Consider the following 26,495-nt stretch of genomic DNA (forward strand, 5'->3'; position numbering starts at 1 on the left):
GAGACGCCGGGCGCGCCCGCAACGCCGATACAGGCACTGGAGGTCAGCCTGCGGCCTCAGAAGCTGTCGAGCCTGATGTCCGCCCGCCGAGAGTGCGTAAGGATATAGCGGCCGTTCGGCAGGTCGTTGCCGTCGAGTTTCCAGGCGATCCCCGCTTCGTCGAGCCCGTAATGCACCCAGCGGGCCTTCAGCCGCTCGCGCAGCACTTCCTCCGAAGGGCCAACGAAGATCGTGAGGTCGAACATCTCGGCGAGCCGCGACCAGGGTGCCTCGTCGATCAGCAGGTAATTGCCTTCCGCCAGAACGATATGGGTGTCGGGGGAGATGGCGCGGGCCGAGGCGATGGCGATCTCGCGCGATCGGTCGAAGACCGGCACCAGCACTTCCTCGTCTCCCTGCCGCACCGCCCTCAGGATATCCGCAAAACCGCGCACGTCAAAAGTCTGCGGCGCGCCCTTGCGGGACAACAGGCCGCGGGCTTCGAGGAGGCCGTTGTCCATGTGGAAGCCGTCCATCGGCAGGATTTCGCTCGCTTCACCGCGCGCCAGCAGGGCTTCGTGCAGGGCATCGGCAAGGGTGGATTTTCCGCCGCCTGGCGGGCCGGCAATCGCAACGATGAAGCGCCGCTTGTCTTTGGCGCGGCCGATGACGGTGTCGGTGATGTCGTCCAGTGTCATAGCGTCGAGGCCCTGCGTTCCATTGCTTTGAACAGGACTTCTAACGTTCCGCAAGGCATTCAGGCAATCCACCGACAGACGAAACGGGGCTCGGATCAAGAAACCTGTCGAGGGCCCTCCCTGACCGCTCTGATGGCTTCCCAGACCCTGTAAGGGGTTGCGGGCATATCGAAATCCCTGACGCCGGCCGATCGAAGCGCGTCCAGGACGGCGTTCATCAGCGTCGGTAGGGCTCCGGTCGTGCCGGCTTCGCCGCCGCCCTTGACGCCGAGCACATTGGTGGGCGAGGGCGTCGGCAGGTCGAAGAAGCGTGGCGTCGGCATGAAATCGGCGCGGGGCATGAAATAATCCATGAAGGTGGCGGTCAGCATCTGGCCGCTGTCCGGGTCGTAGACGATGTGCTCGCCGAACACCTGGCCGGCACCCTGGGCGAGGCCGCCATGCATCTGGCCTTCGAGCAGCGTGTGGTTGAGGACATGACCTGCATCGTCGACGCCGATATAGGAGGTGACCCTGGTCTCGCCGGTATTCGGGTCGATCTCCACTTCGGCCACATGCACGCCGCCCGGGAAGTTGCGCTCCGGCTGGATCGATGCCAGCGTGTCGAGCGCATTGCCGTCCGGCGTGACGTTGCGGGTCGCGAGTTCCAGCAGCGGGATCGACATGTTGGTGCCGGCCACCTTGTAGTGGCCGTGGTCGAATTCGATGTCGGTTTCCGAGGCTTCCAGCGCTTCGGCAGCGAGCTTCAGGCCCTTTTTCACCACCTCGCGCGAGGTGATCGTCAGGGACGCGCCGTGCGCGGCCATGGTGCGAGAGCCCATGGTTCCTGCACCTTTCAGCTTGTGGGGCGCATGAACGCTGTTGGCGCGCAGGTTGATCAGGTTCTCGTCGATGCCGAGTTCCCTGGCGACCAGCCGCGGCAGCACCGTTTCGTGGCCCTGGCCGGCGGAGCCGGAAAGCGTATAGAGCGTCAGCGTGCCGTCCGGTTCGAAGCGGATCTCGGTCTCCTCCGGCACGTGGCCACCGCCGGATGGCTCTATGAAGATGCCCATGCCGATGCCGCGCAGGTTGCCGCGCCGTTCGGACTCCTTGCGGCGCGCTTCGAAACCTTTCCAGTCGGAGATCGAGACGGCCTCTTCCAGCATCGCGACATAGCTGCCGCTGTCGTAAACCGTGGTCGGGGTCTGGTAGGGATAGGCATCGTCGGGGATCAGGTTCTTCCGGCGGATCTCGATCCGGTCCATGCCGAGATCGGTGGCGGCCTGATCGACCAGCCGCTCGACGAAATAGTTGATGTCCGGACGGCCGGCGCCGCGATAGGCGGCGATCGGCGAGGTATTGGTGAAGGCGAGGCGGTTCAGCCCGTAAACCGCGGGGATGCGGTAACATCCCGTGCCGGTCAGCATCGGGTTCAGCACGTTGATCAGCGCACCGGGCGGCGAATGATAGGCGCCGAGATCGCAGACGATGTTCATCCGGATGCCAAGGAACTCGCCGGTTTCGCTGAGCGCCAGCTCGCCGGTGAACCTGACGGCGCGACCGTGATAATCGGCGAGGAAGCTTTCGGTGCGGCTGGCCGTCCAGCGCACCGGCCGACAGAGTTTCCTGGCTGCGAGCATGATCGCTGCATATTCGGGATAGGCCGCGCCACGGATGCCGAAGCTGCCGCCGACATCGCCCATGTGGTGGCGCACCTTTTCCGGCGGATGGCCGGTGAAGCGGGCAAGACCATCGGCAAGGCCGGTGCCCTGGCTGGCGGAGTAGACGTCGAAGATATCCGTCTCCGGATCGTAGGCCGCCATGAAGGATTTGAGTTCGAGCGGGTTGGCTGCGACGCGCTGCGACTCGACCGTCAGCGCGGAAATATGCTTGGCCCTGGCGAAGGCCTCATCGGTTGTCGCCTCGTCGCCGAAACCGTGCAGGAAGACGAGGTTGCCCGCTACGTCGTCGAAAAGCTGCGGCGCGCCGTCTTCCAATGCCGCCTCGGGGTCGATGATCGCCGGCAGGTCCTCGTATTCGACCGCGATCAGCTCGACCGCATCGGCCGCCGCTTCGGCACTGTCGGCCACGACCATGGCAACCGGTTCGCCGACGAAGCGGACGCGATCGGTCGAAAGCGCATAACGGCTCGGCGCCTTGATCTTCATGCCATCGACGCCGGGGAAAGAGACCAGCGGGCCGGGGGCGATCAGATTGGCGTCGAGCGCATCCTTGCCGGTCAGCACGATATGGACGCCGGGGGCCTCAAGTGCCGCCTCGACATCGATCGACACGATGCGCGCATGCGCCTGGTCGGCTCTCAAGAATGCGGCGTAGAGCTGGTTATCCAGCACCTTGTCGGCGGTATATGCGCCCTGGCCTGTAATAAGTCTCATGTCTTCCCGGCGACCGGTGAAGACCTCATGATCACTGCTCAAAAACATTCTCCCACGCCAGGCAGATTTTCTGCCGGATGCGCCTCTTCGGCCCCTGTGCCGAGATTCAAACGCCCGGTGGATGGGTATCCCATCCGACGGCCGCAGACTGCTGCCGGCGGCGGACGCTAATGCATGAATTCAACTGAGACAAATGCGATTTTATACTATCGCTATAATTTCAGGGTCGCTGACAAGCGCGGCAATGAGGAGAGCACCACAGATGCCCGCGCCGGTCTCTCGGCACGGGCTTAGTCTATCCGTTAGTGATCAGGCCGCGCGAACCAGCTGTTCTGCCTGACGCAGTGCCGAGATCACGCGGTTCTGGCCGCGCACGAGCTGGGTCTTGGCGAAACCGAGCTTTTCCGGGCCGAGCTTGTCGAGGTCGGCGGCCGTCGAGAGGGCCGGCAGTTCCGGGATCGGCACGGCCGGGTCGTGGCGGAAGCGCTGCTCGCGGGTGTAGTTGAGCGGCACCAGGATGCGGGCGAGCTTCTGGATGACGTGGTTCGCGGATTTCGACTCGATCTTGCCGGACTCGATGCCAGCGTAGAATGCGGCCAGCGCGTCGGCGAGCGATTCGACCGCCTTGCGGCTCGGCGAAAGGTCGAAGCGGTTGCCGGCCTTGTTCTGGTAGGTGTCGACCGTGTGGAGGAATTCCTTTGCCGTCGCGCGCCAGTCGAAGGGCAGGATCTTTGCATTGGCATTGCGCAGCACGGCCAGCAGATAGACCTTGATGTCGCGCAGCATGATGTCCTTGTCGGCGATCTCAAGCGTGTCGTTTTCGGTGTGCCAGGCGATGTTGGCGCCGCAGCCGCCGACCGTGTAGTAGCCCTTCTCCTCGCGATCCCGTTCCGTCATGGTCGAAGACAGCATCAGGTAGCTCGAAAGGCCGATATTGTTGAAGGAATAGTCGCCGGCGCGGTGGGGGCGTTCGGCTTCGGCCTTCTTGCCGGCCACTTCCTCGATAACGTCGGAAAGGAAGGCTTCCGTTTCAGTCATCATGCAGAGGTTGATGAATTCGGTTGCCCAGCGGCAGCCGGGGCTGTCGCAATTGACCGAGGCGACGCAGTTCTCGTCGAGGTCGAGCGCGAAATTGTCGGAGAACCAGGTGGAGCCGGCATAACGGCCGGTCGAATGGCCCGGCCACCAGCAGATACGGATCGAGCGCTTCAGCTTGTCGCGATTGGCCCAGAGAACGCGGGCGATTTCGAGCAGCGTCGCGTCGCCGGTGGCATTGTCGCCGACGCCGACATCCCAGCTGTCGAGATGGCCGTGCAGGAAGACGTATTTGTCCGGTTCCTCGGTGCCCTTGATGAAAACTTCCGGCAATTTCGACTTGAACCAGCCTTCCTCCATATCGGCGAAGATGGTGACTTCGGTGCCTGTCCTGGCAAGCTCGATCAGCGCATCGCCGCTTTCGCGGTTGACGGCGACAGCGGGGATAGACGGCTTGCGCGGCAGGTCGTCGAGATCGGGCGTGCCCCAGACCGTGGTGCAGGTGCCCCAGTGGATATCGACGCCGGGATTGATGGCGATGACGCCGATCGCGCCAAGCTCGGTGAACTGCGAAACGAGGCCCGGATTGGCGAAACCTTCCGAGAGAACCACCTTGCCGCGGACCCGGGCAGCGAGTTCGCCGGTGCCATCGACGGTCTTTTCGAACATGGTCGAGATCGCCTTCGGCTGGAGGCTGGCGATATAGACGATCTCGCCCTTGACGCCCTTCGATGCATCCAGCGAATAGGACGGCGGCTTGGCGCGGAAGGTCTTATCCCCCGCCTCGACACGGGCGAGGCCGGGCAGGCTGAGGAAAAGCTCGGCTTCGTGCATCCTGACCTCGACGCCGTGCTTTCCGAGCCGTGCGGCAACTTCGTCCATGGCGCGGTTCACGTCGGTCGGATGTTCGCGCTTGTAAGTCGCAAAGCTCTCCACCAGTGCCCAGGGTTCATCCAGCGTCACCGCTCCCAGAACGGCGGATTCGATCTCGTTCATATCCGGTACTCCCCAAATTGTTTTATTTAGTGAAACGATGTTTCACAAAACACGAAAACGCTAACAGAGGTTTGGTGACCCCGCAAGCGGCTTCGAAGGGCTAGAAATCGCACTGACGAAAACGGGCGCCGAAGCGCCCGCGGATTTCCGGATGATGGTAGGCAGGCCTGATCGGGCCTCAAGCCCTTGATTTCACGCGGCCGTCTTCGCCGGGGCCATGGATCGAAAGGCGCTCGGAAATTTCCGCAGCGGCGTCGAGGGCCGCCTTCAAATGGCTTTCACGCCGTTCCTCGTCGAAGCGGGCGACCGCGCCGGCGACCGAGATCGAGGCGATGATCGTGCCGTCGGCGCCGGTGATCGGGGCGGCGACGGAGAAGGCGCCTTCGTCGAGGTCATTGAGCACGATATTGTAGCCGTTGGCGCGGATGCGTTCGAGCATCTGGCGCAGTTTTGCCCGGTCGGTGATCGTATAGGGCGTGAAGGCTTCGAGCGGCTGGGAGAGTGCCGCATCGATGACGGACGGATCGGCGTAGGCGAGCAGAAGCAGCGATCCGCCGCCCGCGTGCAGGGGGCCGTTGCGTCCGGCCTGGGCAAAAAGCCGGATCGAGTGGCGGCCGGCGCGGGTCGCCAGAACGTAGGTCTTCAGGCCTTCGCGCACGACAAGGTTGACGTTTTCGGATGTCTGGTCGCGGAGCGCATCCATGACCGGCCGGGCAGCGTAGAGCAGGGCGCCGTCCTTGCCGAGACGCTCTCCGAGCACGCCGATGCGGTAGCCGAGCGCATATTCGGCCCGTTCGGTATCCCGCGATACGAAGCCGCGTTCCTCCAGCGTGTGGAGCAGGCGGAAAACCAGCGACTTGGTCATGCCAAGCGATTTCGCGAGCGAGGTGACGCCCTGGTCGGGACGATCGGCAAGCGCTTCGAGAAGGGCGAGCGCCCGGTCAACGGCGGCGATCTTATAGTCTTTTGGTTCGGTCATCGGATGGTCTCCTCCGGCATCTGATTTGGATTGCTTGAAGCTTCTTGCAATCTTCTTGGAATGTGTTTTACTCGCTCTCAATGCGAAACGATGTTTCACACAATAAAACATTGAGAGCCGGGTTGCAAACCCTTCGAAGGCACTCTTGGAGAATTCTGTGGATTGAGCATCGGTTTTGAATGCGCGGGAAACGTGTTCGACGACCGATTTCGGATTTGCGATGCGGGGGAGAAAGCCCCTTGCCAACAAAGAGAATAGTCAAGCTATTCAGAGGAGAACGACCATGAAGTCCGTTTTGAGAAGTGCATTTGCAGCTCTTGTGTTGACGGCCGTCGCTCTGCCCGCCTGGGCCGGCGATCCGATCCGCAAGATCACCATCCTGTCCCGTCCGCAGGCCGGCCAGCAGGCAGAATTCCAGTCCGTCCAGCTTATCGCCCAGGAATGGCGCAAGCTCGGCCTCGATGTCGAGGTCCGGGCGATCCCGTGGGAGCAGATGTCGGACGAGGTCTGGTACAAGCGCGACAGTTGGGACTCGACCGCCTGGCAGATGGTCGGTCGGCCCGAACGTTCCGATCCGGACGAGCTGGTCTTCAACCTCTTCCATTCCTCGACCGCCAAGGACGGCTATAATTTCGCGGGTTACCTCAACAAGGATTACGACGCGACCGCCGAGGCCCAGCGCGGCGAGATCGATCCGGCCAAGCGCAAGGCCCTGGTGTTCAAGGCGCAGGAGATCCTTTCCAAGGATCAGCCCTATATGATGCTGGTGCATCCGAAATCGACCTTCGCTTTCGACAAGACCGTCTGGAAGCCGGAATCGGTGGTCAACCAGAGCGGCATCGGCATCCGCAACACCTGGACCTTCCTCGGCATCGAGCCGGCCGGGGCCAAGAAGGACCTGATCATCAACTCGTCCGACAATATCAAGGCGATCAACCCGCTTTATATCTCGGGCAGCGTCGACAGCTGGATTACCGAACTGGTCTGGGACCGCCTTCTGCGCGTCGGTCCGGATGGGCTGCCGAAGGCATGGGCCGCCGAGAGCTTCACCTGGAAGGACGGCACCACGGTCGACGTGAAGCTGAAATCCGGCATGAAGTGGCATGACGGCAAGCCGGTTACGCCCGAGGATGTCAAGTTCTCGTTCGAGGCGGCGGTCGGCGGCGAAGCCCCGATGTACAAGCCCTTCGCGACGAATATCGATGCGATCACCATTAGCGGCGACGTCATCACCTTCAAGCTGAAGAAGCCGGCCGCCTCCTTCGTCACGTCCAGCCTTGCCAAGGTCAACCTGATCCCGAAGCATATCTGGGAGCCGATCCTCAAGGATCTCGCCACCAAGCCGGAGACTGCGGAAAGCTATCAGGAGCAGATGCCGATCGGTTCCGGTCCGTTCAAGTTCACCAGCTGGGCGAAGAACGAGTCCGTCACGCTCGCCGCCAACAAGGACCACTTCGCCGCACCGAAAGTCGATCGCTGGATCCTGCGTATAGTGCCGAATGCGGAGGCCGCGCTCGGCATGCTGCGCTCGGGTGAAATCAACTTCATGGGCGAGTTCACCGGCGATCCGCAGGTGCTGATCGATGCCGCCAAGAAGGACGGCGACCTGGAAGTCGTTTCCACCGTCGACATGGGCTTCCGCTACATCGCCTTCAACGAACGCCGTGCTCCTTTCAACGATCCGGCTTTCCGTCGCGCGCTGTCCGAAGCGGTCGACCGCCAGCTGATCGTCAAGGCCGCCTATCGCGGTTTTGCGGTCGCCTCCAACTCCATCGTCTCTCCGGCGCTCGAGTACTGGCATGACAAGTCGGTCGTCGACAGTTTCAAGGCCGGACAGGCCGTTGCGGCCAAGACCCTGAAGGATGCCGGTTACAAGCTGGAAGGTGGCAAGCTCCATTATCCGGGCGACACCAAGGAAACCGTCGCCGCCAAGTAATCTTCACGGAGGTGGCGGCTTTCCGGCGCCGCCTCCCTTTTTGCCTGACGCTTGACATCGGCGGCCTCGCCTTTCCTCCCGAAGGCGGCGCCGAGCCAAGAGAAGGAATTTTTTCAGATGAAGAATTTCAAGGCCGTGGGCGGCAGGTTGCTGCAGCTCGCTCTTGTTTTATGGGCGGTGGTGACCATCCTGTTCGTGATGTTCCGGCTGATGCCGGGCAATCCGATGGCCGCCTATATCGACCCGACCTTTACATTGGAGCAGCAGCAGCAGCTGATGGCCCAGTTCGGCCTCGACAAGCCGCTCTGGCAGCAATACCTGATCTATCTCGGCAACCTTCTGCAGGGCGAGCTTGGCCAGAGTTTCCGCTATCGCGAGCCGGTCGGGCAGCGGATCTGGATCCTGCTACCGAACACGCTGATTCTCACCTTTTCCTCGCTGATCGTCGCTTATGTCTTCGGCATTCTCGCCGGCGCCTACCTTGCCTGGCGGCGCGGCAGCTGGGTGGAGCAGGCGGCCATTCCGCTGGTGCTCACCACCCGCGCCATGCCGGAATTCTGGCTCGGCATGGTGATGTTGGCGATCTTTTCGTTTTCGCTCGGCTGGCTGCCGGCGGGCGGCACGCGCGCGCCCGGTGCCGAATATTCCGGCTTCCTCGACCTCTACACCTCGCGCGACTTCCTTGCTCACCTGGCGCTGCCGGCGGCGACGCTTGCGATCTACAGCCAGGGCCTGCCGCTTCTTTTGATGCGCTCCAACATGCTGGACGTGATGAAGGAGGACTTCGTCACCATGGCCCGCATCAAGGGCCTGTCCAACTGGACGGTGGTGGTGCGCCACGCGGCCCGCAACGCGCTTTTGCCGGTCATGACCTCGTTCGCGATCGCCGTTGGTTACCAGCTGCAGGGCAATGTCGTGGTCGAATCGGTGTTCTCCTGGCCCGGTCTCGGCCGCGAACTGGTGAATGCGGTTGCCGCTTCCGACTATCCGCTGGCGCAGGGCGCCTTCCTGATGATCGCGCTCGTGGTGATCTTCATGAATCTGCTGGCCGACCTGCTCTATGCCTTCCTCGATCCAAGGATTTCCCATGCCTGAGATCGCCGCACCCGCCATCATCAAACCGAGGCGCCCTCATATCCTTGCGCGGATGTTCCGGGCGCTGAGGCTGCCGATGAACGACCCGTTCGCGGTCGCCGGTCTCCTCATCTATCTGCTGTTCATCATTGTCGCGGTGTTCGCCGATCAGATCGCCACGCACGACCCGACCGAAATCCTCTATACGCCAGCCTACGATCTCGCGGCGGACCTCCGGCCGGGGCAGGATGGTTTCCTCATGGGAACCACCAGCCTCGGCCGGGATATCTTCTCGCAGCTGGTTTTTGGCAGTCGCTCGGCATTGCTGATCGGTATCACCGCCGCCTTCATGGTGGCGCTGATCGGCTCGGTCATCGGTCTCGTCGCCGGTTATTTCGGTCGCTGGGTGGATGCCATCCTGATGCGGCTTGCCGATATCGCCTTCGGCATTCCCTTCCTGCCCTTCGTCATCGTGCTCGCCGCCTTCCTGAAACCGTCGATCTGGAACGTCGTCATCGCCATGGCGCTGGTCCTGTGGCGGGATACGGCCCGCGTCATCCGCAGCCAGGTGCTGACGCTTCGGACCCGCGGTTATGTCGAGGCGGCGCGGGTGGCGGGGTCTTCCGATTTCAAGATCATCCTGCGCCACATCGCGCCGAACATCCTGCCGCTTTCCTTCCTCTACGGATCGATCGCGATCGGCTGGGCGATCCTGACCGAGGCGTCGATCAGCTTCCTCGGCTTTGGCGATCCGGATTCGATCAGCTGGGGTTACATGCTGCAGGATGCGTTCGCCAGCCAGGCGCTCGCCAAGCAGGCCTATTACTGGTTCGTGCCGCCGGGCATCTGCATCATCCTCGTCGTCAGCGCGGGTTTTTTCATTACCCGCGGTTATGAAAACATCCTGTTCCCGAAGTTGAGCCGATGAGCGAACCTCTTCTCTCCGTCAGGGACCTTCGGGTCAGCTATCAGGTGGGGCGCAATTTCGTCCATGCCGTGGATGGCGCGAGCTTCGACATCCCGCGCGGCTCGATCACCGGCCTGGTCGGCGAATCCGGCTGCGGCAAGACGACCGTTGCCCGCGCGCTGACACGGGTGATCGCCGAGAATGCGTCGATATCCGGCGGACAGATCCTGTTCGACGGCAAGGATCTTGCCAGGATCCCCGAAAAGGAGATGAACGCGCTGCGCTGGCGCGACATCGCCTTCATCCCCCAGAGCGCGATGAACTCGCTCGATCCGGTCTATACGGTGGAATACCAGCTCGCGGAAGTTTTGCGCCGCCGCGGTGGGATGGGCCGCAAAGAGGCCCGCGCCCGTTCGGAAGAACTGTTCGAGATGGTCGGTATCGATGCCAACCGTCTCAACGATTATCCGCACCAGTTCTCCGGTGGCATGCGCCAGCGCGTTGCGATCGCCCTGGCGCTCGCGCTCGACCCGAAGCTGATCATCGCCGACGAGCCGGTGACGGCGCTCGATGTCATCGTGCAGCGGCAGATCCTCGACCAGCTGAAGGAACTGCAGACGCGGCTCGGCGTCTCGGTCATCCTCGTCACCCACGATATCTCGGTCGTCGCCTATATCTGCGACCGCACCGTCGTCATGTATGCGGGCAAGGTGGCCGAATCCGGTACGATGCAGGCGGCGCTGACCGCGCCGTCGCATCCCTACACGATGGGCCTGCGCAATGCTTTTCCCGATCTGCAGGGGGCTGCCTCCGGCATCCTGACGCCGATCGAGGGTGCGCCGCCGAACCTTGCTTCGCCGCCGGCCGGTTGCCGGTTCAAGCCGCGCTGTCCCTTCGCGCTCGACATCTGCGGCACCGAGCCGCCGGTCGTCGAGGTCGCGCCCGGCCACCCGGTGCTCTGCCACCGCGCCAATGAGAGTGCTGCCTTGCGTATCGAATCCGCCAGGACGGAGACATGGATGGCCCCGGCATGAACATGATCACCAAAAGGCCGGATATCCTGGTCTCGGTCTTCGATGCCAAACTGCATTATGCCGTCGGCGGTGCGTTCGCGGCGATGCGCGGCAAGTCGACGGTTGTGAAAGCCGTCGATGGCGTCAGCTTCGATATCCGCCGTGGCGAAAGCGTCGGCCTGCTCGGCGAATCCGGCTGCGGCAAGACCTCGATGGGCCGGCTGCTGCTGAAGCTTGAGGAAAAGACCGGCGGCTCGATCCATTTCGACGGCGAGGAGATCGGCGCCGTTCGCGGCAGCGGGCTGAAGAAGTTCCGCTCCAAGGCGCAGCTGATCTTCCAGAACCCGTTCGACGCGATCAATCCGCGTTTCACCATCCGCCAGACACTGTCCGAGCCGCTGGAAAATGCCGACATCCCGAAGCGCGAGCGCGAGGGCCGGATCATCACCGCGCTTGAACTGGTGAAGCTGCCCGAGCCGGCGCAGTTCCTGGATCGTTATCCGCACCAGCTCTCCGGCGGCCAGTTGCAGCGCGTCGTGATGGCGAGGGCGCTGATCCTGCAGCCGGAGTTCGTGGTGGCCGATGAACCGGTCTCGATGCTCGACGTTTCGGTGCGTGCCGGCGTACTCAACGTTTTTCGCGATGTGCGCGACCGGCTCGGCCTCACCGCCATCTATATCAGCCACGACTTGGCGCTGGTGCGTTACGTCTGCGAGCGGACCATCGTCATGTATCTCGGCCGGATCATGGAAGACGGGCCGACCGAGGATATCGTCCGCGAACCGCTGCATCCCTACACGAAGGCACTGGTCGCCGCCGTCCCCGTGCCGAACCCGGACCAGAGCCACGATCCGCTGCCGATCGGCCGCGGCGCGCCGGATCCGCGCAATCCGCCTTCCGGCTGCGTTTTCCGCGACCGCTGTCCGGCAGCTCATGCGCGCTGCGCGGCCGAGATACCGCTGCCGAAGCCGGTCGGCACCCGCACCGTCGCCTGCCATCTGTACTGATTGGAGTTGTCGATGTTCGCCGCCTTCTACACACGCACCGGTCCCGCCGCGGAGGTTCTCTCTGTCGGCGAGATGGCTGCACCGGTCGCCGGCCCCGGCGAGGTGCTGGTGCGCGTGCATGCGTCCGGCATCAATCCTGCCGACGTGAAACGCCGTGGCGGCTGGCGCGGCATGGGCATGGATCACCCGCTGATCATCCCGCATACGGACGGTGCCGGTGAGATCGTCGATGTCGGCGCGGGCGTCGATCCGGCGCGCATCGGCGAACGTGTGTGGATGTGGAATGCCCAGGGCGGCTATGGTGAGGCGGGCCGTGCTTTCGGCACCGCCGCCGAATATATTGCAATTGCGTCGCATCAGGCCGTGAAGCTGGCGGATGCACTGAGCTTTGCCGATGGCGCCAATCTCGGCGTGCCGGCGATGACGGCCTACCGCGCCGTCTTCGCCGATGGTCCGGTCACGGGCCAGACGATCTTCGTGAATGGTGCTGCAGGTGCGGTCGGCCATTTCGCCGTCCAAATGGTGGTTGCCGGCGGCGCGCGGGTGATCGGCACGGTCAGCACGCCGGAGGCTGCGGCGCATGTGAAGGAAGCCGGCGCATTGGCGACGATCGACCGCAAACGGGAGGACGTATCGGCCCGTATCCTCGAGCTTACCGATGGAGAAGGCGTCGATCGCATCATCGAGGTCGATTTCGGAGCGAACCTTGAACTCGACGCGACAGTGTTGAAACGCAACGGCACCGTCGCCTCCTATTCGTCAAGCAGCGATCCGACCCCGGTGCTTCCCTATTATGCCTTCGCAGCCAAGGGCGCCAACCTGCGTTTCATCCAGGGTTTCCTGATTCCGGAAAATCAGCGGCTGGAGGGCGAAAAGATGATCGCCGGGCTTGCCAATGCCGGAAGGCTCAAGGTCGCCATCGGCGCGACATTCCCGCTCCATGACATCGCCAAGGCCCACGAGCGCGTCGAGCGCGGCGGCCTCGGCAATGTCGTCGTTCTGATCGGAGGCGCCTGATGAGCAGCCGATCGATCCATTCCACAGCATCCAACGAGGATTCCAAGATGTACAATCCCAAGGAAAGCGAAAGCACGCCCGTCAGGGCGGTGAAACCGGAAGGGGCCATCTGCGATCCCGTCTCGCTCGAAATCATCCGCGGCGCGATAGCCGCCGCCCAGTCGGAAATGGAAGCGCTGCTGGAACGCACCGCCATCTCCGCCTTCATCCGCGAGAAAAAGGATTTTTACACCGCGCTGTTCGATGGCGAGGGCGTGATGGCGGTCGGCTCCATGGTGCCGGTGTTCGGCGACATGACCGGGCCGGTCTTCGACAAGTTCCCGGCCGAGACGATGAAACCCGGCGATCTCTACTGGTACAACGACTGCTACGGCTCGCGCGGCGCGGTTTCGCATTCCAACGACCAGGTCCTGCTGGCGCCGGTCTTCAAGGACGGCAAGCGATGCGCCTTCGTGATGAGCTGGGCGCATTTCGCCGATATCGGTGGCATGCGGCCAGGCTCGATCAGCCCGGATGCGACCGACATCTACCAGGAAGGCATCATCATCCCGGTCACCAAGCTGATGGACCAGGGCGTCACCAACGAGGCGACGCTTGACATCTTCCATCGCAATTCCCGCTTCCCCGAACAGAGCATCGGCGACATGCGGGCGCTGATGGCGAGCGTCGACGTGGGCGTGAAGCGCATCGGCGAGATCCTCGACCGCTTCGGCTCCGATGTCGTGGCGGATGCGCTGGCGCAGCTTCTGACTCGCACCCGCAAGCTGGTGCGCTCCAAGCTCGCCGAGACCTTTGACTACGGCACGCACAAATTCACCGACGCGATCGACAGCGACGGCCATGGCAATGGCCCGTTCAAGATGCGCCTGTCGCTGACCCGAGAAAAGCTGGCGAATGGCGAGGACAAGTTCACCTTCGACGCAACCGAGTCAGACGATCAGGCGCCGGGTCCGGTCAATTTCCTGATGAACCGTGGCGTGCCGGGCATGGCACTCGGTCTTTTCTATCTCGGCGGCGATCCGGGTCAGGTCTGCAATGCGGGCGGTCCCCAGGCGCTGGACGAGGTGAAGCTGCGCCAAGGATCGTTCCTGCAGCCGAACTTCCCGGCATCACTCGGCATGCGCGGCCTTACCATGATGCGGGTGCTCTCGGCCTTGAACGGCCTCGTCAACACGGCGGGCGGCAAGGCGCCGGCCTCCAACTCGGCCTATGTCATCACCATCATGCGCGGCAATTACAAGGACGACGCGGGCGACCTTCAGCGCTTCCTGCTCGCCGACGGCATCGGCGTCGGTTACGGCGCGCGGCCGGATTCGGACGGTATCGACGCGGTCTATTTCGTGGCGCAGGAGAATTACCCGGTCGAGTTCCTCGAAGTCGGTTATCCGGTGCGGCTGCGCACCTACGGCATCGTCAAGAATTCGGGCGGCGCCGGCAAATTCCGCGGCGGCTGCGGCATCATCCGCGAATACGAGATCCTTGCGGAAGACATGATGCTTGCCGTGCGCATCGACAGCGTCAAGAACCCGCCCTGGGGCATCAATGGCGGCATGGGCGGCGGCACCGGCCGGGTCACCATCAATCCGGGCAGGGCGGATCAGCGCATCGTGCCCCCGCTTTCGGACGGCAACAGGCTCGTCAAGGGCGACGTGCTGCGCATGGAGACAGGGGGCGGCGGCGGCTACGGCCATCCGTTCGACCGCAATCTCGATGCGGTTCTGGAAGACGTGCTTGGCGGCTTCGTCAGCGCCGAGTCCGCCGAACGCCTCTACGGCGTCGTCGTGAAGGGCACCAAGGTTGACCAGACCGCCACCACCGCGCTTCGCGCCAACCGCCCCTTAACCCGTGCATTCCATCGTCAGGAGTATGTCGATGTCCTCGCCTGAGACCTTTATCGATACGTCCCTTTCCGTCGCAGTCGATATCGGCGGCACTTTTACCGACGTCGCGCTTCTCGACCGCGCCACCGGCAAGGTCTGGCGGGCGAAGACGCCGAGCGTGCCGTCCGACCCTTCGGAAGCGTTTCTGAACGGCATTCGCTTGGCGCTCACCGATGCCGGCCGCGAGGCGTCCTCGCTCGGGCAGGTCCTGCATGGCACCACGGTCGCGACCAACATGATCCTGGAGGACAAGGGCGCCCGCACGGCGCTGGTCACCACCAAAGGGTTCCGCCATGTGCTGGCTATCGGCCGCCAGGACATTCCCCGCAAGGCGAACCTCTATACCTGGGTGAAACCGCAACGTCCGGTGCCGGCGTCGCGCATCGTCGAGATCGACGAACGCATCGCCGCCGGCGGTGCGGTGCTCGATGCGCTGGACGAAGACAGCGTGCGGATTGCGGCCGAAGCGATCCGCGGCATGGATGTGGAAGCCGTCGCCGTCTGCCTGCTGCATGCGTTTGCCAATCCGATCCACGAGAAGCGTGCAGCGGAAATCCTGCGTAAGGAATTGCCGCATCTGGCCGTCACCACATCAACCGACGTGCTGCCTGTGGTGCGCGAATTCGAGCGCACGCTGACGACCGTGCTCAACGCCACCGTGATGCCGGGCGTGACGACCTATGTGGGCCGGCTGGAAAAGCGGCTGGAGGACGAGAGGGTGGCGGCTCCGCTGCTGCTGATGCAGTCGAACGGCGGTGTCGCTGGTGCGGCCACCATTCGCCAGGCTCCGGCGCTGACGGCGCTGTCCGGCCCTGCGGCCGGCGTGGTCGGGGCACGATCCGTCGCCGCCGCCTGCGGCATCAAGGACATCATCACCGTCGATATCGGCGGCACCAGTGCCGATATCTGCCTGATCAAGGACGGCAAGATCGGGCTCACCCAACACGGCAAGGTCGGCGAGTGGCCGCTGCCGCTGCCGATGGTCGACATGGTGACCATCGGCGCCGGCGGCGGCTCGATCGCCAAGGTGGCGGATGGCACGCTGACCGTCGGCCCGCAGAGCGCCGGCGCCCGTCCGGGACCAGCGGCCTACGGTCATGGTGGGGAGAGCCCGACCGTGACCGACGCGCATGTGGTGCTCGGCCATCTGCCGGCCCGGCTTCTCGGCGGCCGCATGGCGCTGGATGTCGAGGCTGCCCGCAAGGCGGTCGACGGCAAGGTGGCGACACCGCTCCGCCTTTCGACCGCCACCGCCGCCCGCGGCATTCTCGCAATCGTCGACAACCACATGGTCGGCGCGGTGCGTGTCGTATCTGTCGAACGCGGCCACGATCCGCGCGACTTCACGCTGGTTCCGTTCGGCGGCGCCGGTCCGCTGCATGGCTGCGCGCTTGCCGAACTGCTCGGCATTTCCCGCGTGATGATCGCACCGGCTCCGGGCATCCTCTGCGCCGACGGCCTGCTTGCCGCCGACCTCAAAGCCGAGTTCAGCCGCACGCTGCCGAAAGCCGGTGCCATCGATGTGGCCACCGCCAACGGCATCATCGCCGACCTCAAGGCCCAGGCATCCGCCTGGTTCGACATCGAAGGTGTGGCCGAAAAGGACCGCCGTATCGCGACCGTCGCGCTGTTGCGTTATCACGGCCAGGGCGGCGAGCTTGCCGTCTCCTGGGGCGAGACCCGCGAGGCCGTGGAAGCTGCGTTTGCTGCCGAGCACAAAGCTCTTTACGGCTTTGTGCTGGAAGCGGCGATCGAACTGGTGACCCTGCGCGTCGAAGCCGCCGGCATGACGGTCGAACCGCCGCCAGCCGTTCTCGAGAAGGGCTTCGACGTCACCCCGTTCGACCATGTGCCGGTGCATTTCGAAAGCGGCGTCACCAGCGTTCCGGTCGTCGATCGGTCGACGCTCGGTGCGGGGGCCGCGTTCCAAGGCCCGATGATCCTCACCCAGCTCGACACGACGACATTAGTTGCGCCCGGCTGGACCGGCACCGTGCATGGTTCCGGCGCCCTCCTTTTGACCCGCAGGCAGGATACATAACAGGCAGGATACATAAGATGACAGAGCAAAAGAGCGATCTGGAGCGCGTCTTTGCGCATATCGAGGAAAACCGCGAGAGCTTCATCGAGCGGGTGATGGATTATGTCCGGCATCCCTCGATCAGCGCCCAGAACAACGGTATCGCGGAAGTGGCGGCTATCCTCGTCGACATGCTGAACGGCATGGGCATGGAGGCGACCACCATTCCCACGAAGAACCATCCGATGGTGCTAGGGCGCATGGAAAAGCAGCCCGGCAAGCCGACCGTACTTCTCTACGGCCATTATGACGTGCAGCCGCCGGAACCCTACGAACTGTGGCTCAGCCCGCCTTTCGAGCCGACGATCCGCGACGGCCGCATTTATGCGCGCGGCATCGGCGACAACAAGGGCCAGCATTTCGCCCAGCTGATGGCGCTGGAATCGCATCTCAAAGTGACCGGTGAACTGCCCTGCAACGTCATCTTCCTGCTGGAAGGCGAGGAGGAAATCGGCAGCCCGCATATCGCCGAATTCGTGGCCGACCACGCCGACAAGCTGGATGCCGCCGATCTGGTCGTCACCTCCGATGGTCCGCTGCATGAATCGGATACGCCGATCATCACCTTTGGTGTGCGCGGTGTCGCCTCCTTCGAACTGCGGGCGAAGACCGCCAACCGCGATGCCCATTCCGGTAATTTTGGCGGCGTCATGCCGAACGCGATCTGGAAGCTGGTGCATCTGCTCGCGACGATGAAGAACGACAAGGGCGAGATCACCATCGATGGCCTGCGCGATGTCGTCGTCCCGCCGACCAATATGGAACGCGAGGCGGTCTCGAAACTGCCGCTCGATCTCGATGCGATCAAGGCCGATCTCGGCATCACGGAGCTCGATCAGCCGCTCGACCGCGGTTATTTCGACCGGCTGATGTTCCATCCGACGCTGACCATCAACGGCCTGCACGGCGGTTACGGCGGGCCGGGCCAGAAGACGGTTCTGCCCTGCGAGGCGTTTGCCAAATGCGATATCCGCCTGGTCGAAAGCCTGACGCCGGATTACGTGTTCGAGAAAGTGCGGGCACATGTCGCGGCCCATGCGCCGGACGTGGAGTTCGTACCGCTCAATGCCATGCTGCCGTCAAAGACGCCGATGGACAGCCCGTTCGCCCCGGTCATCCAGGACGCCATCTTCGCCGCTCGCGGCGTCGAACCGCTGCTCTACCCGACGGTTGGGGGCTCGTTGCCGGACTACGTGTTCACGAAGATCCTGAAGAAGCCGGCCTTCGTGGTGCCTTACGCTAACGCGGACGAGGCCAACCACGCGCCGAATGAGAACCTGAAGCTGGATTTGTTCATCGCCGGCATCAAGACCGGGGCGGCGTTGCTGACGAAGCTGGGTGAGATGAAGATGTGAGCCGGGGCGGCAGGTTAAGTCCCTCCCCCTTGTGGGGAGGGGTTGGGGAGGGGTCTTCGCTCCGAATAAAGACCCCTCCCGCCTGCCGGCCACCCTCCCCACAAGGGGGAGGGTTAAGACTGCCGCGATGCCGTCGTTACCCTCGCATACGATAATCCACTTTGAGGGGAGATGCTGGCCAGCGCAGAAGCGGAACCACTACTTCGTCACGTCGATCACCACGCGACCGCGGATCTTCCCTGCAATAATATCCTCCGCCAATTGCGGCAGGTTCGACATCGGCTCCGTCGTGGTGATGTCCGAAAGCTTGGCGGGGTCGAGATCGCGGGCCAGCCGCGCCCAGGCCGACAGCCGCTGCTCCCGGGTGGCAATGACGCTGTCGACGCCGATCAGCGTCACGGCGCGGAGAATATGCGGCAGCACGGTGCCCGGCAGATCCGCCCCGCCCGCGAGGCCGCAGGCGGCGATGGCGCAGCCGCGCATGGTTTGGGATAACGCGTTGGCGAGCGTGGTCGAGCCGACCGAGTCGACGCCGCCCGTCCAGCGTTCCTTCTGCAGCGGACCGCCTTTTTCGGCAAGCACGGCCCGGTCGATGAAATTCGAAGCGCCGAGCGAGGCGAGGTAGTCGTGGGTTTCAGGCCGACCGGTCGAGGCCGTGACGTTGTAGCCGCGCGCTGCCAGGAGGGCGATTGCTACCGAGCCGACGCCGCCGGCGGCACCAGTCACCAGCACTTCGCCTTCACCCGGCCTGATCGAACCCCATTTTTCCAGGGCATCGACGCAGAGCGCGGCGGTATAACCCGCCGTGCCGATCGCCATTGCCTGTTCCATCGAAAAGGCATCGGGCAGGCGGATCAGCCATTCCGGCTTGACGCGCTGGTAGCGACCGAAGGCGCCCCATTCGGTTTCGGAAAGGCCCCAGCCGTTCAGAACGACCTTGTCGCCGGCCTTCCATTCCGGCGAACGGGATTCGACCACGGTGCCGGAAAGGTCGATGCCGCCGATCATCGGCAGGCGCCGGGCGATGCGGCCCTTGCCAGTAATCGCCAGGCCGTCCTTGTAGTTCAGCGTCGAAAAGGCGATCTCGACCAGCACGTCATTGTCGGGAAGGTCGGCGATCGAGATTTCTCTGAAGGCGCCTTTCGGCTTGCCGTCGACGGCGTCAATGACCATAGCGGTGAAGGTCTCGGTCATGTCTCTCTCCCGATGTTCTGGTGGGCCCGATTTTCTGGCGTGATTAAATTTAGGCGGAGGCCTGCGAAGGCGCATCGCGTTTGGCACGCGCGTCGAGCACGGCGGAATAGCTTTCGCGCACATAGGCGAGCAGCCGGGCCAGCGCATCGGCTGCCCTGGCATCCGCGCGGTCGCGGACCGCATCGACGATTTCCTGGTGCAGCGAGGCGACGTGGCGGCGTTCGCGGACCCGGAAGACGATCATGTTGGTGATCGGTATGAAAGCCTCGATGACGGTGTACATCATCAGTTTCAGGGGGCCGTTGCCGGTCGATTCCACCAGTGCCCGGTGAAAGCGCACGTCGGATGAGCAGAAATCCTCGTCGCTGACCGCCTCGTCCAGTTGCACCGCGATCTCCGCCTGCATGGCGGCGAGGTCGGCTTCGCTGCGGTTTGCGGCGGCGAGCCGGCAGCAGACGGCTTCCGTTTCCAGCCTTGCAGTGATGATTTCTTCGATGTCGAAGGCGCCGATGCCAACGAGCAGGGTGGCGGCCCCGGTGATTGCCTTGGAAAGGCCCTCCGGATCCGGCCGCTTGACGAAATTGCCGCCGGTCGGGCCGCGCTTGGAATGAATGAGGTTCTGGGCGGCGAGACGCTTCAGGGCCTCGCGCACGGTCGGGCGGGAAATGCCGAAACTTTTGGCGAGCTCTTCCTCGGTCGGCAGGCGTTCGTCGATCTTCAGCCGACCGTCCATGATCGCGGAACGGATGTTGTCGGACACCTGCCTGGCAATGCCCGTGCGGACAACCTCGTCGTATTTGAGGATCATGTTATCCTTCCCGCGTATCCTGGCCCGCGTGTTCCGGGGCTCAGTCTCCTGTCCATAGTGATGCCATGGCGGCGGTGAAAAGGCTACTGCTTTTTAAATATAGGTTTGACAAATAGGGGAATGGGAATAACTTCGCCCCCAAGAAAAGAGGGAACGAGAGAATGGGCGCAACCGCATTCGGTGGAGCCGGAGCGCAGGGCAATGAAGCTGGCATTGCGGAGGAGAGCATCTTGTCCTCCGATCGCGTGAACCGTCTTCTCTCCAGCCTCGAAAACCGGCTGGATGGCGCTGCGATGCTCACCGGCGATGCGATTTCGGATGGTTATGCCGCCGATGCGACTGCTCGTGGCAGCCGACCCGCCGCTGTCCTGCGTCCGCGCAACACCGAAGACGTTTCCGCCATTCTCTCTATTGCGAATGAACTCCGCCAGCCGATCGTTGTGCAGGGCGGCCGCACCGGCCTTTCCGGCTCCTCCCGGCCGGTCGATGGCGAGGTCTCCGTCTCGCTCGAACGGATGAACGGCATCGAGTCGATCGACGCCGCGGCCCAGACGATGATCGTCAAGGCGGGCACGCCGCTGCAGGTCGTTCAGCAGGCGGCGAGCGATGCGAGCCTGTTTTTCGGCGTTGATATTGGCGCCCGCGGCACCGCGACGGTCGGCGGCAATATTGCCACCAATGCCGGTGGTATCCGGGTTCTGCGCTATGGCATGTACCGAGCGCAGGTCATGGGGCTGGAAGCGGTGCTGCCGGATGGCACGATCCTCTCCTCGCTCAAGGGCCTGGCGAAGGACAATTCCGGCTATGACCTCAATCCGCTGTTCATCGGCACCGAAGGCACGATCGGCGTCGTCACCCGTGCCTGCCTGAAGCTGCATCCGAAGCCGCTGGTCGAGCGCAACGCCTTCGTGGCGCTGCCGTCGCTCAAAGCAGCGCAGGAATTGCTGGCGAAGCTCCGGGTCGAGCTGTCCGGTCTGCTCTCCGCCTTCGAGGCGATCTTTCCGAATGTCTATGAAGGCACGGTCGACTATATGGGCATCCGTCCGCCGGTCGAAAAAGGGGCCGGCATGTATGCCATGGTCGAGATCCAGGGGCAGGCGCCGGATCAGGACAATGAGCGTTTCGAAGCGGCCCTTGCCACCGCGCTGGAAGAGGGGCTTGCGACCGACGTGGTGCTCTCCAATTCGATGCGCGAGTTCAACGGGCTCTGGGGCATTCGCGACGGCATCAACGACTATCTGTTCGGCAACGGGGTTACGATCGGCTTCGATATTTCCGTGCCGCTGTCCCGCATGCAGGAATTCCTCGACAGGGCGGCGCACGCCGTCGAGGAGATCGATCCGGAGGCGCGGACCTATATTTTCGGCCATCTGGGCGATGGCAACCTGCATTACTGCATGTTCAGCAGCCAGGAGAAAAAGGTCGCCGAAGCGATCTTCTCGGGCATAAAGGCGGTTGGCGGCGGTGTTTCCGCCGAGCACGGTATCGGCACGGACAAGGTGAAATATCTGAAATATGCCCGTAGCGAAGCCGAGATCGCCACGATGCGCCGGCTGAAATCCGCCTTCGATCCGAACTACATTCTCAATCGCGGCCGGGTCTTCGAGGCGCCGGCCTCGGTGCTGCAGGCGGAGCGAGCCTAGATGTCTATCCATGCCGCGCCGGACACGAACCTCTTGGACAGCAAGGTCAGCCTCGACGACCGCTACACGCTGGAAAAGGGCCGCATTCTGGTGTCGGGCACGCAGGCGCTGGTGCGGCTGCCGATGATCCAGCGAAGCCGAGATCTGGCGCGGGGGTTGAATACCGCCGGTTACGTTTCCGGTTATCGCGGTTCGCCGCTTGCCGGTTTCGACCGCGAGATGGGACGTGCGAAGAAATTTCTCGATGCGGCGCATGTGAAATTCCATCCGGGCCTCAACGAGGACATGGCGGCCACCGCCGTCTGGGGCACGCAGCAGACCGGCATGTTCGAGGGTGTGCGTTACGACGGCGTGTTCGGCATGTGGTACGGCAAGGGGCCGGGCGTCGACCGCAGCATGGATGTCATCCGCCACGCCAACGCGATCGGCACCAACCCGAACGGGGGCGTGCTGCTGCTGGTCGGCGACGACCACGGCGCGGTTTCCTCGACGCTGCCGCACCAGAGCGAGCACAATCTGATCTCGGCCATGGTGCCGCTGCTGTCGCCGGCCGGTGTCGGCGAATATATCGAATACGGCCTGCTCGGGATTGCGATGAGCCGCTATTCCGGCGCCTGGATCGGCTTCAAGTGCCAGACCGAGATCGTCGAATGTTCGGCGACTGTCGATCTCGATCCGGACAAGCCGCAGATCGTTATCCCCGAAGAGACCTTCGCGCCGGACGGCCTGTCGCTGCGCTGGCCGGACGGGCCACATGCGATGGAACTGCGGCTGGAGCGCAAGATGCTCGCCGTGCAGGCCTTTGCCCGCGCCAACCGGATCGACCGCCCCATCTGGGGTGGCACGGGTCGCGCCCGGCTCGGCATCGTCTCGACCGGCAAATCCTGGCTCGATCTTCTCGGCGCCCTGGCTCTGCTCGGCATCGACGAGGCGCGTGCGGCTGAACTCGGGATCGCGCTCTACAAGGTCGGTCTGGTCTGGCCGCTGGAGCCGCAGGGCATTGCGGATTTCGCATCGAGCGTGGACGAACTGCTCGTGGTCGAGGAAAAGCGCTCGATCCTCGAAGACCAGATCAAGGCCCAGCTCTTCAATCTCTCCACCGACCGTCGCCCCCGCGTGTTCGGCAAGGCCGGCGAGAGTGGTGCGACGCTGCTGCAGGCAGTCGGCGAGATCGGCACGCTGTCGGTCGCGAAAGCGATTCTCTCCCGGCTCGACAATCTCGATGAGGCGCTGCAGGCCAAGGCGCGTTTCATCGAGGAAATGTCGATCACCATGGGCGTCGAGGCGACGGCCCTGAAACGCGAGGCCTATTTCTGCTCAGGCTGTCCGCACAGCATATCGACCCGCCTGCCGGAGGGGAGCCGCGCCTCGACCGGCATCGGCTGCCACATGATGATCATCGGCAACGAGGACCGCAACACCTCGACCTTCACCCAGATGGGCGGCGAGGGTGGTGCCTGGATCGGCCTGTCGCCCTTCACCGACGAGAAGCACATCTTCGTCAACATGGGCGATGGGACCTATTTCCATTCGGGCCTGCTCGCCATTCGCGCCGGGATCGCGGCCAAGGTCAACGCCACCTACAAGATCCTCTATAACGACGCCGTCGCCATGACCGGTGGCCAGAAACATGATGGCGACGTCACCGTGCCGGGCATCGTAGGCCAGATGCTGGCCGAAGGTGCGGCGCGCGTCGTCGTGGTCGCGGAACGGCCAGAAGTCTGGCAGGGCAATCTGCCGCGCGAAGTCTCCATCCATCACCGCGACGCACTCGACGCGGTGCAGCGGGAGCTGCGCGATATCCCCGGCGTGACGGTGCTGGTGTACGATCAGGTCTGTGCCGCCGAAAAGCGCCGCCGGCGGAAACGCGGCGCCTACCCGGTTTCGGACAAGCGGGCCTTCATCAACGAACTGGTCTGCGAAGGCTGCGGCGACTGTTCCGCCGTGTCCAACTGCATTTCCATCGAACCGCAGGAGACCGAGTTCGGCCGGAAACGGCGCATCAACCAGTCGAGCTGCAATACCGACCTGTCCTGCATCAAGGGCTTCTGTCCGAGCTTCGTCACTGTCGAAGGCGGGAGTATCCGCAAGCCGGCGGGCAAGTCGAAATCGGTGAAGACCGACGACTTGCCGCTGCCCGTGTTCACCGCGACGTTCGAGACACCCTACAGCATGCTGCTGGCCGGCATTGGCGGCACGGGCGTCATCACCGTCAGCGCCATTCTCGCCCAGGCAGCGCTTCTCGACGGGCTGGCACTGGTGACGCTCGACCAGACCGGGCTTGCCCAGAAGAACGGCTCCGTCGTTTCGCATATCCGGCTGGCGAAGGACCCGGCGCAGATCAACGCGGTACGGGTCGGCCCCGGCGAAAGCGATCTCGTGCTCGGCTTCGATATCGTCGTCGCAGCCCAGAAGAATTCGCTCGCCTCGTTTGCGAAGAACAAGACGCGGGCCATCATCGACGACCATTTCGCGCCGACCGCCTCCTTCGTGAAGGACACGACCATCGATTTCCGTCAGGAGGCGACGCTGAAATCGCTGCGCCGCGCGGCGGGCGACGATGCGGTCGAAACCGTTGCGGCAACCGATATGGCGACGGCACTGCTTGGCGATGCGATCGCCTCCAACATGTTCCTGCTCGGCCATGCCTGGCAGCGCGGGCTGGTGCCGATCAGCCTCACCGCGATCGACAAGGCGATCGAACTCAACGGCACCGGCATTGCGATGAACCGCGCCGCCTTCGACTGGGGCCGACGGGCCGCAGTCAATGTGGAAGCCGTCGCCCGTGAGGCCGGAGTAGCGAAGACCGAACCGAAGGCGGAGACGCTGGAAGAGATCGTCGCCCGTCGCATCGCCTTCCTCACGGACTACCAGAATGCCGCCTATGCGGCCCGTTATGCCGGTCTCGTCGATATCGCGAAATCAGCCGAGATGCGGCTGCGCGGCGTGACCGGATTTGCCGAGGCGGTAGCGAAGAATGCCTTCAAGCTGATGGCCTACAAGGACGAATACGAGGTCGCGCGCCTGCATCGCGACCGGAGCTTTGAAAAGAAGCTCAGCGAGCAGTTCGAAGGCGATTTCAGGATCAAACATCACCTCGCGCCGCCGATGATCGCCAGGATCGACCAGCGCACCGGCCATCCCGCCAAGATCGCGTTCGGCGCATGGATCCGGCCCGCATTCGGAGTGCTCAAAAAGTTGAAATTCCTGCGCGGCACGTCCTTCGATCCGTTCGGCCGCACGGTGGAGCGGCGGATGGAGCGGAAGCTGATCGCGGACTATTTTAGCCTCGTAACCGAGCTTTCCGAGGGGCTTGATGCCCATGGGCATTCGATCGCCGTCGAGCTTGCCGGGCTGCCGGATATGGTTCGCGGTTTCGGCCATGTCAAACTTGCCTCCGTCCGGCGCTACGAGAAGCGCAGAACCGATCTCCTTGCGAAATGGCGGGCGAGGGAGCCGCTCACCCATGTCGCGTAACAGTCATCGTTCCTGAGAGTTTTCCGCATGGCAGAAAAGATCATCATCGATACCGACCCCGGCCAGGACGACGCACTGGCCATTCTGCTGGCGCTCGCAAGCCCGGAAATCGAGGTGCTGGGTATTGTCGCCGCCGCCGGCAACGTGCCGTTGTCGCTGACGACCAGGAACATCCGCAAGATCTGTGAGCTCGCGGGTCGTCCCGAGATCAAGGTGTTTGCCGGTTGCGACCGGCCGATGAGCGGGCCGCTGGTCACGGCCGAACATGTGCACGGCGCGACCGGGCTCGATGGTGCCGACCTGCCCGAACCGACCATGCCGCTTCAGGACAAACATGGCATCGATTTCATCATCGAGACCATTGAGAGCGAGCCGGCGGGCAGCGTGACCGTCTGTACGCTCGGACCGCTGACCAATCTCGGCAAGGCGCTCACCAGGGTGCCGGAAATTGCCGGCCGCATCCGGCGCGTGGTGCTGATGGGCGGTGGGCTTTTCGAGGGCGGTAACATCACGCCGGCCGCCGAATTCAACATCTATGTCGATCCGCCGGCCGCCGCCGTTGTCTTCGGTTCGGGCGTGCCGATCGTGATGATGCCGCTCGACGTCACCCACAAGACGCTGACGACCCGCGCCCGCGTCGCCGCGATCCAGGCGATCGGCACGCCGCTATCCGACGCCGTGGTCGGCTGGCTCGATTATTTCGAGCGCTTTGACGTGGCCAAATACGGCAGCGAGGGCGGGCCGCTGCACGATCCGAACGTGATCGCCTATCTGCTGAAGCCGGAGCTTTATTCCGGGCGGCTCTGCAATGTGGAGATCGAGACGGAGTCCGAACTCACCAAGGGCATGACCGTCGCCGACTGGTGGGGCGTTTCGGGCCGCCCGAAGAACGCGATGTTCATGCGTGACGTCGATGCCGATGGCTTTTACGCGCTGCTGACCGAGCGGCTGTCATGGTTCGGCCGCGCGGAGAATGCGGCTCCGCCGAAGCTGCGGCTGGTGTAGCGCTTCACCCTCATTGCTGTGACGAGCACAGGAATGA

General features: G+C 63.6%; 18 protein-coding genes. 12 read left to right on the plus strand and 6 right to left on the minus strand.

Translation table 11 applies throughout. The features are described from left to right. Positions 1-56 precede the first annotated feature (56 nt). The 4 genes from ABCW43_RS09445 to ABCW43_RS09460 form a co-directional block, all read right to left on the minus strand. Entirely contained in the window at positions 57-677 is a 621-nt protein-coding gene (locus tag ABCW43_RS09445) for a nucleoside triphosphate hydrolase (RefSeq protein WP_345923527.1), read from the minus strand. A 95-nt stretch (positions 678-772) separates the two neighbouring features. Further along, positions 773-3,052 (minus strand): xanthine dehydrogenase family protein molybdopterin-binding subunit, encoded by a 2,280-nt coding sequence (locus ABCW43_RS09450; RefSeq protein WP_345923529.1) that lies wholly within the window; start codon positions 3,050-3,052, stop codon positions 773-775. A gap of 309 nt (positions 3,053-3,361) precedes the next feature. Continuing rightward, positions 3,362-5,083, minus strand: a complete 1,722-nt coding sequence (locus tag ABCW43_RS09455; RefSeq protein WP_345923532.1) for a M28 family peptidase — start codon at positions 5,081-5,083, stop codon at positions 3,362-3,364. Between the two features lie 178 nt (positions 5,084-5,261). After that, the gene (locus ABCW43_RS09460; RefSeq protein ID WP_345923534.1) at positions 5,262-6,062 is read right to left on the minus strand and encodes an IclR family transcriptional regulator; all 801 of its coding nucleotides are present in this window, start codon (positions 6,060-6,062) and stop codon (positions 5,262-5,264) included. A gap of 283 nt (positions 6,063-6,345) precedes the next feature. Between ABCW43_RS09460 and ABCW43_RS09465 the strand changes: the two genes are divergently transcribed. The 9 genes from ABCW43_RS09465 (at position 6,346) to ABCW43_RS09505 (ending at position 18,331) form a co-directional block, all read left to right on the plus strand. Then, positions 6,346-7,998 carry an ABC transporter substrate-binding protein gene (locus tag ABCW43_RS09465; protein ID WP_345923536.1) on the plus strand — a complete coding sequence of 551 codons (1,653 nt, stop codon included), beginning with the start codon at positions 6,346-6,348 and terminating at the stop codon, positions 7,996-7,998. Positions 7,999-8,115: 117 nt separating this feature from the next. Beyond that, on the plus strand, positions 8,116-9,093 hold the full coding sequence (locus ABCW43_RS09470; RefSeq protein WP_345923538.1) for an ABC transporter permease: 978 nt from the start codon (positions 8,116-8,118) through the stop codon (positions 9,091-9,093). Further along, entirely contained in the window at positions 9,086-10,000 is a 915-nt protein-coding gene (locus ABCW43_RS09475) for an ABC transporter permease (RefSeq protein WP_345923540.1), read from the plus strand. The genes ABCW43_RS09470 and ABCW43_RS09475 overlap by 8 nt, the downstream gene beginning before the upstream one ends. After that, entirely contained in the window at positions 9,997-11,013 is a 1,017-nt protein-coding gene (locus tag ABCW43_RS09480) for an ABC transporter ATP-binding protein (protein WP_345923542.1), read from the plus strand. The genes ABCW43_RS09475 and ABCW43_RS09480 overlap by 4 nt, the downstream gene beginning before the upstream one ends. 2 nt (positions 11,014-11,015) lie before the next feature. Next, the gene (locus tag ABCW43_RS09485) at positions 11,016-11,999 is read left to right on the plus strand and encodes an ABC transporter ATP-binding protein (protein WP_445738937.1); all 984 of its coding nucleotides are present in this window, start codon (positions 11,016-11,018) and stop codon (positions 11,997-11,999) included. 12 nt (positions 12,000-12,011) lie between these two features. Then, positions 12,012-13,016, plus strand: a complete 1,005-nt coding sequence (locus ABCW43_RS09490; protein WP_345923546.1) for an NADPH:quinone reductase — start codon at positions 12,012-12,014, stop codon at positions 13,014-13,016. Then, positions 13,016-14,902 carry a hydantoinase B/oxoprolinase family protein gene (locus ABCW43_RS09495; protein ID WP_345923549.1) on the plus strand — a complete coding sequence of 629 codons (1,887 nt, stop codon included), beginning with the start codon at positions 13,016-13,018 and terminating at the stop codon, positions 14,900-14,902. Before ABCW43_RS09490 ends, ABCW43_RS09495 begins: the two co-directional genes overlap by 1 nt. Next, entirely contained in the window at positions 14,889-16,937 is a 2,049-nt protein-coding gene (locus tag ABCW43_RS09500) for a hydantoinase/oxoprolinase family protein (protein ID WP_345923551.1), read from the plus strand. Before ABCW43_RS09495 ends, ABCW43_RS09500 begins: the two co-directional genes overlap by 14 nt. 17 nt (positions 16,938-16,954) lie before the next feature. Continuing rightward, positions 16,955-18,331 (plus strand): M20/M25/M40 family metallo-hydrolase, encoded by a 1,377-nt coding sequence (locus tag ABCW43_RS09505; RefSeq protein WP_345923553.1) that lies wholly within the window; start codon positions 16,955-16,957, stop codon positions 18,329-18,331. 198 nt (positions 18,332-18,529) lie between these two features. Here ABCW43_RS09505 and ABCW43_RS09510 read toward each other — a convergent pair whose 3' ends face one another. Beyond that, positions 18,530-19,525, minus strand: coding sequence for an MDR family oxidoreductase (locus tag ABCW43_RS09510; RefSeq protein ID WP_345923555.1), 996 nt, complete (start codon positions 19,523-19,525; stop codon positions 18,530-18,532). Between the two features lie 49 nt (positions 19,526-19,574). Next, positions 19,575-20,333, minus strand: coding sequence for a FadR/GntR family transcriptional regulator (locus tag ABCW43_RS09515; protein ID WP_345923558.1), 759 nt, complete (start codon positions 20,331-20,333; stop codon positions 19,575-19,577). Between the two features lie 230 nt (positions 20,334-20,563). On the opposite strand from ABCW43_RS09515, the gene ABCW43_RS09520 reads away from it, so the two are divergent. The 3 genes from ABCW43_RS09520 to ABCW43_RS09530 are packed head-to-tail and all read left to right on the plus strand — an operon-like array spanning position 20,564 to position 26,458. Beyond that, the gene (locus tag ABCW43_RS09520) at positions 20,564-21,976 is read left to right on the plus strand and encodes an FAD-binding oxidoreductase (protein ID WP_345923560.1); all 1,413 of its coding nucleotides are present in this window, start codon (positions 20,564-20,566) and stop codon (positions 21,974-21,976) included. Next, a complete protein-coding gene (locus ABCW43_RS09525) occupies positions 21,977-25,453 on the plus strand; it encodes an indolepyruvate ferredoxin oxidoreductase family protein (RefSeq protein ID WP_345923562.1) in 3,477 nt (1,158 codons plus the stop codon). A 27-nt stretch (positions 25,454-25,480) separates the two neighbouring features. Then, positions 25,481-26,458 carry a nucleoside hydrolase gene (locus ABCW43_RS09530; RefSeq protein ID WP_345923564.1) on the plus strand — a complete coding sequence of 326 codons (978 nt, stop codon included), beginning with the start codon at positions 25,481-25,483 and terminating at the stop codon, positions 26,456-26,458. Positions 26,459-26,495 lie beyond the last annotated feature (37 nt).

Source organism: Neorhizobium tunisiense (assembly GCF_039631515.1).
Taxonomy (GTDB): domain Bacteria; phylum Pseudomonadota; class Alphaproteobacteria; order Rhizobiales; family Rhizobiaceae; genus Neorhizobium.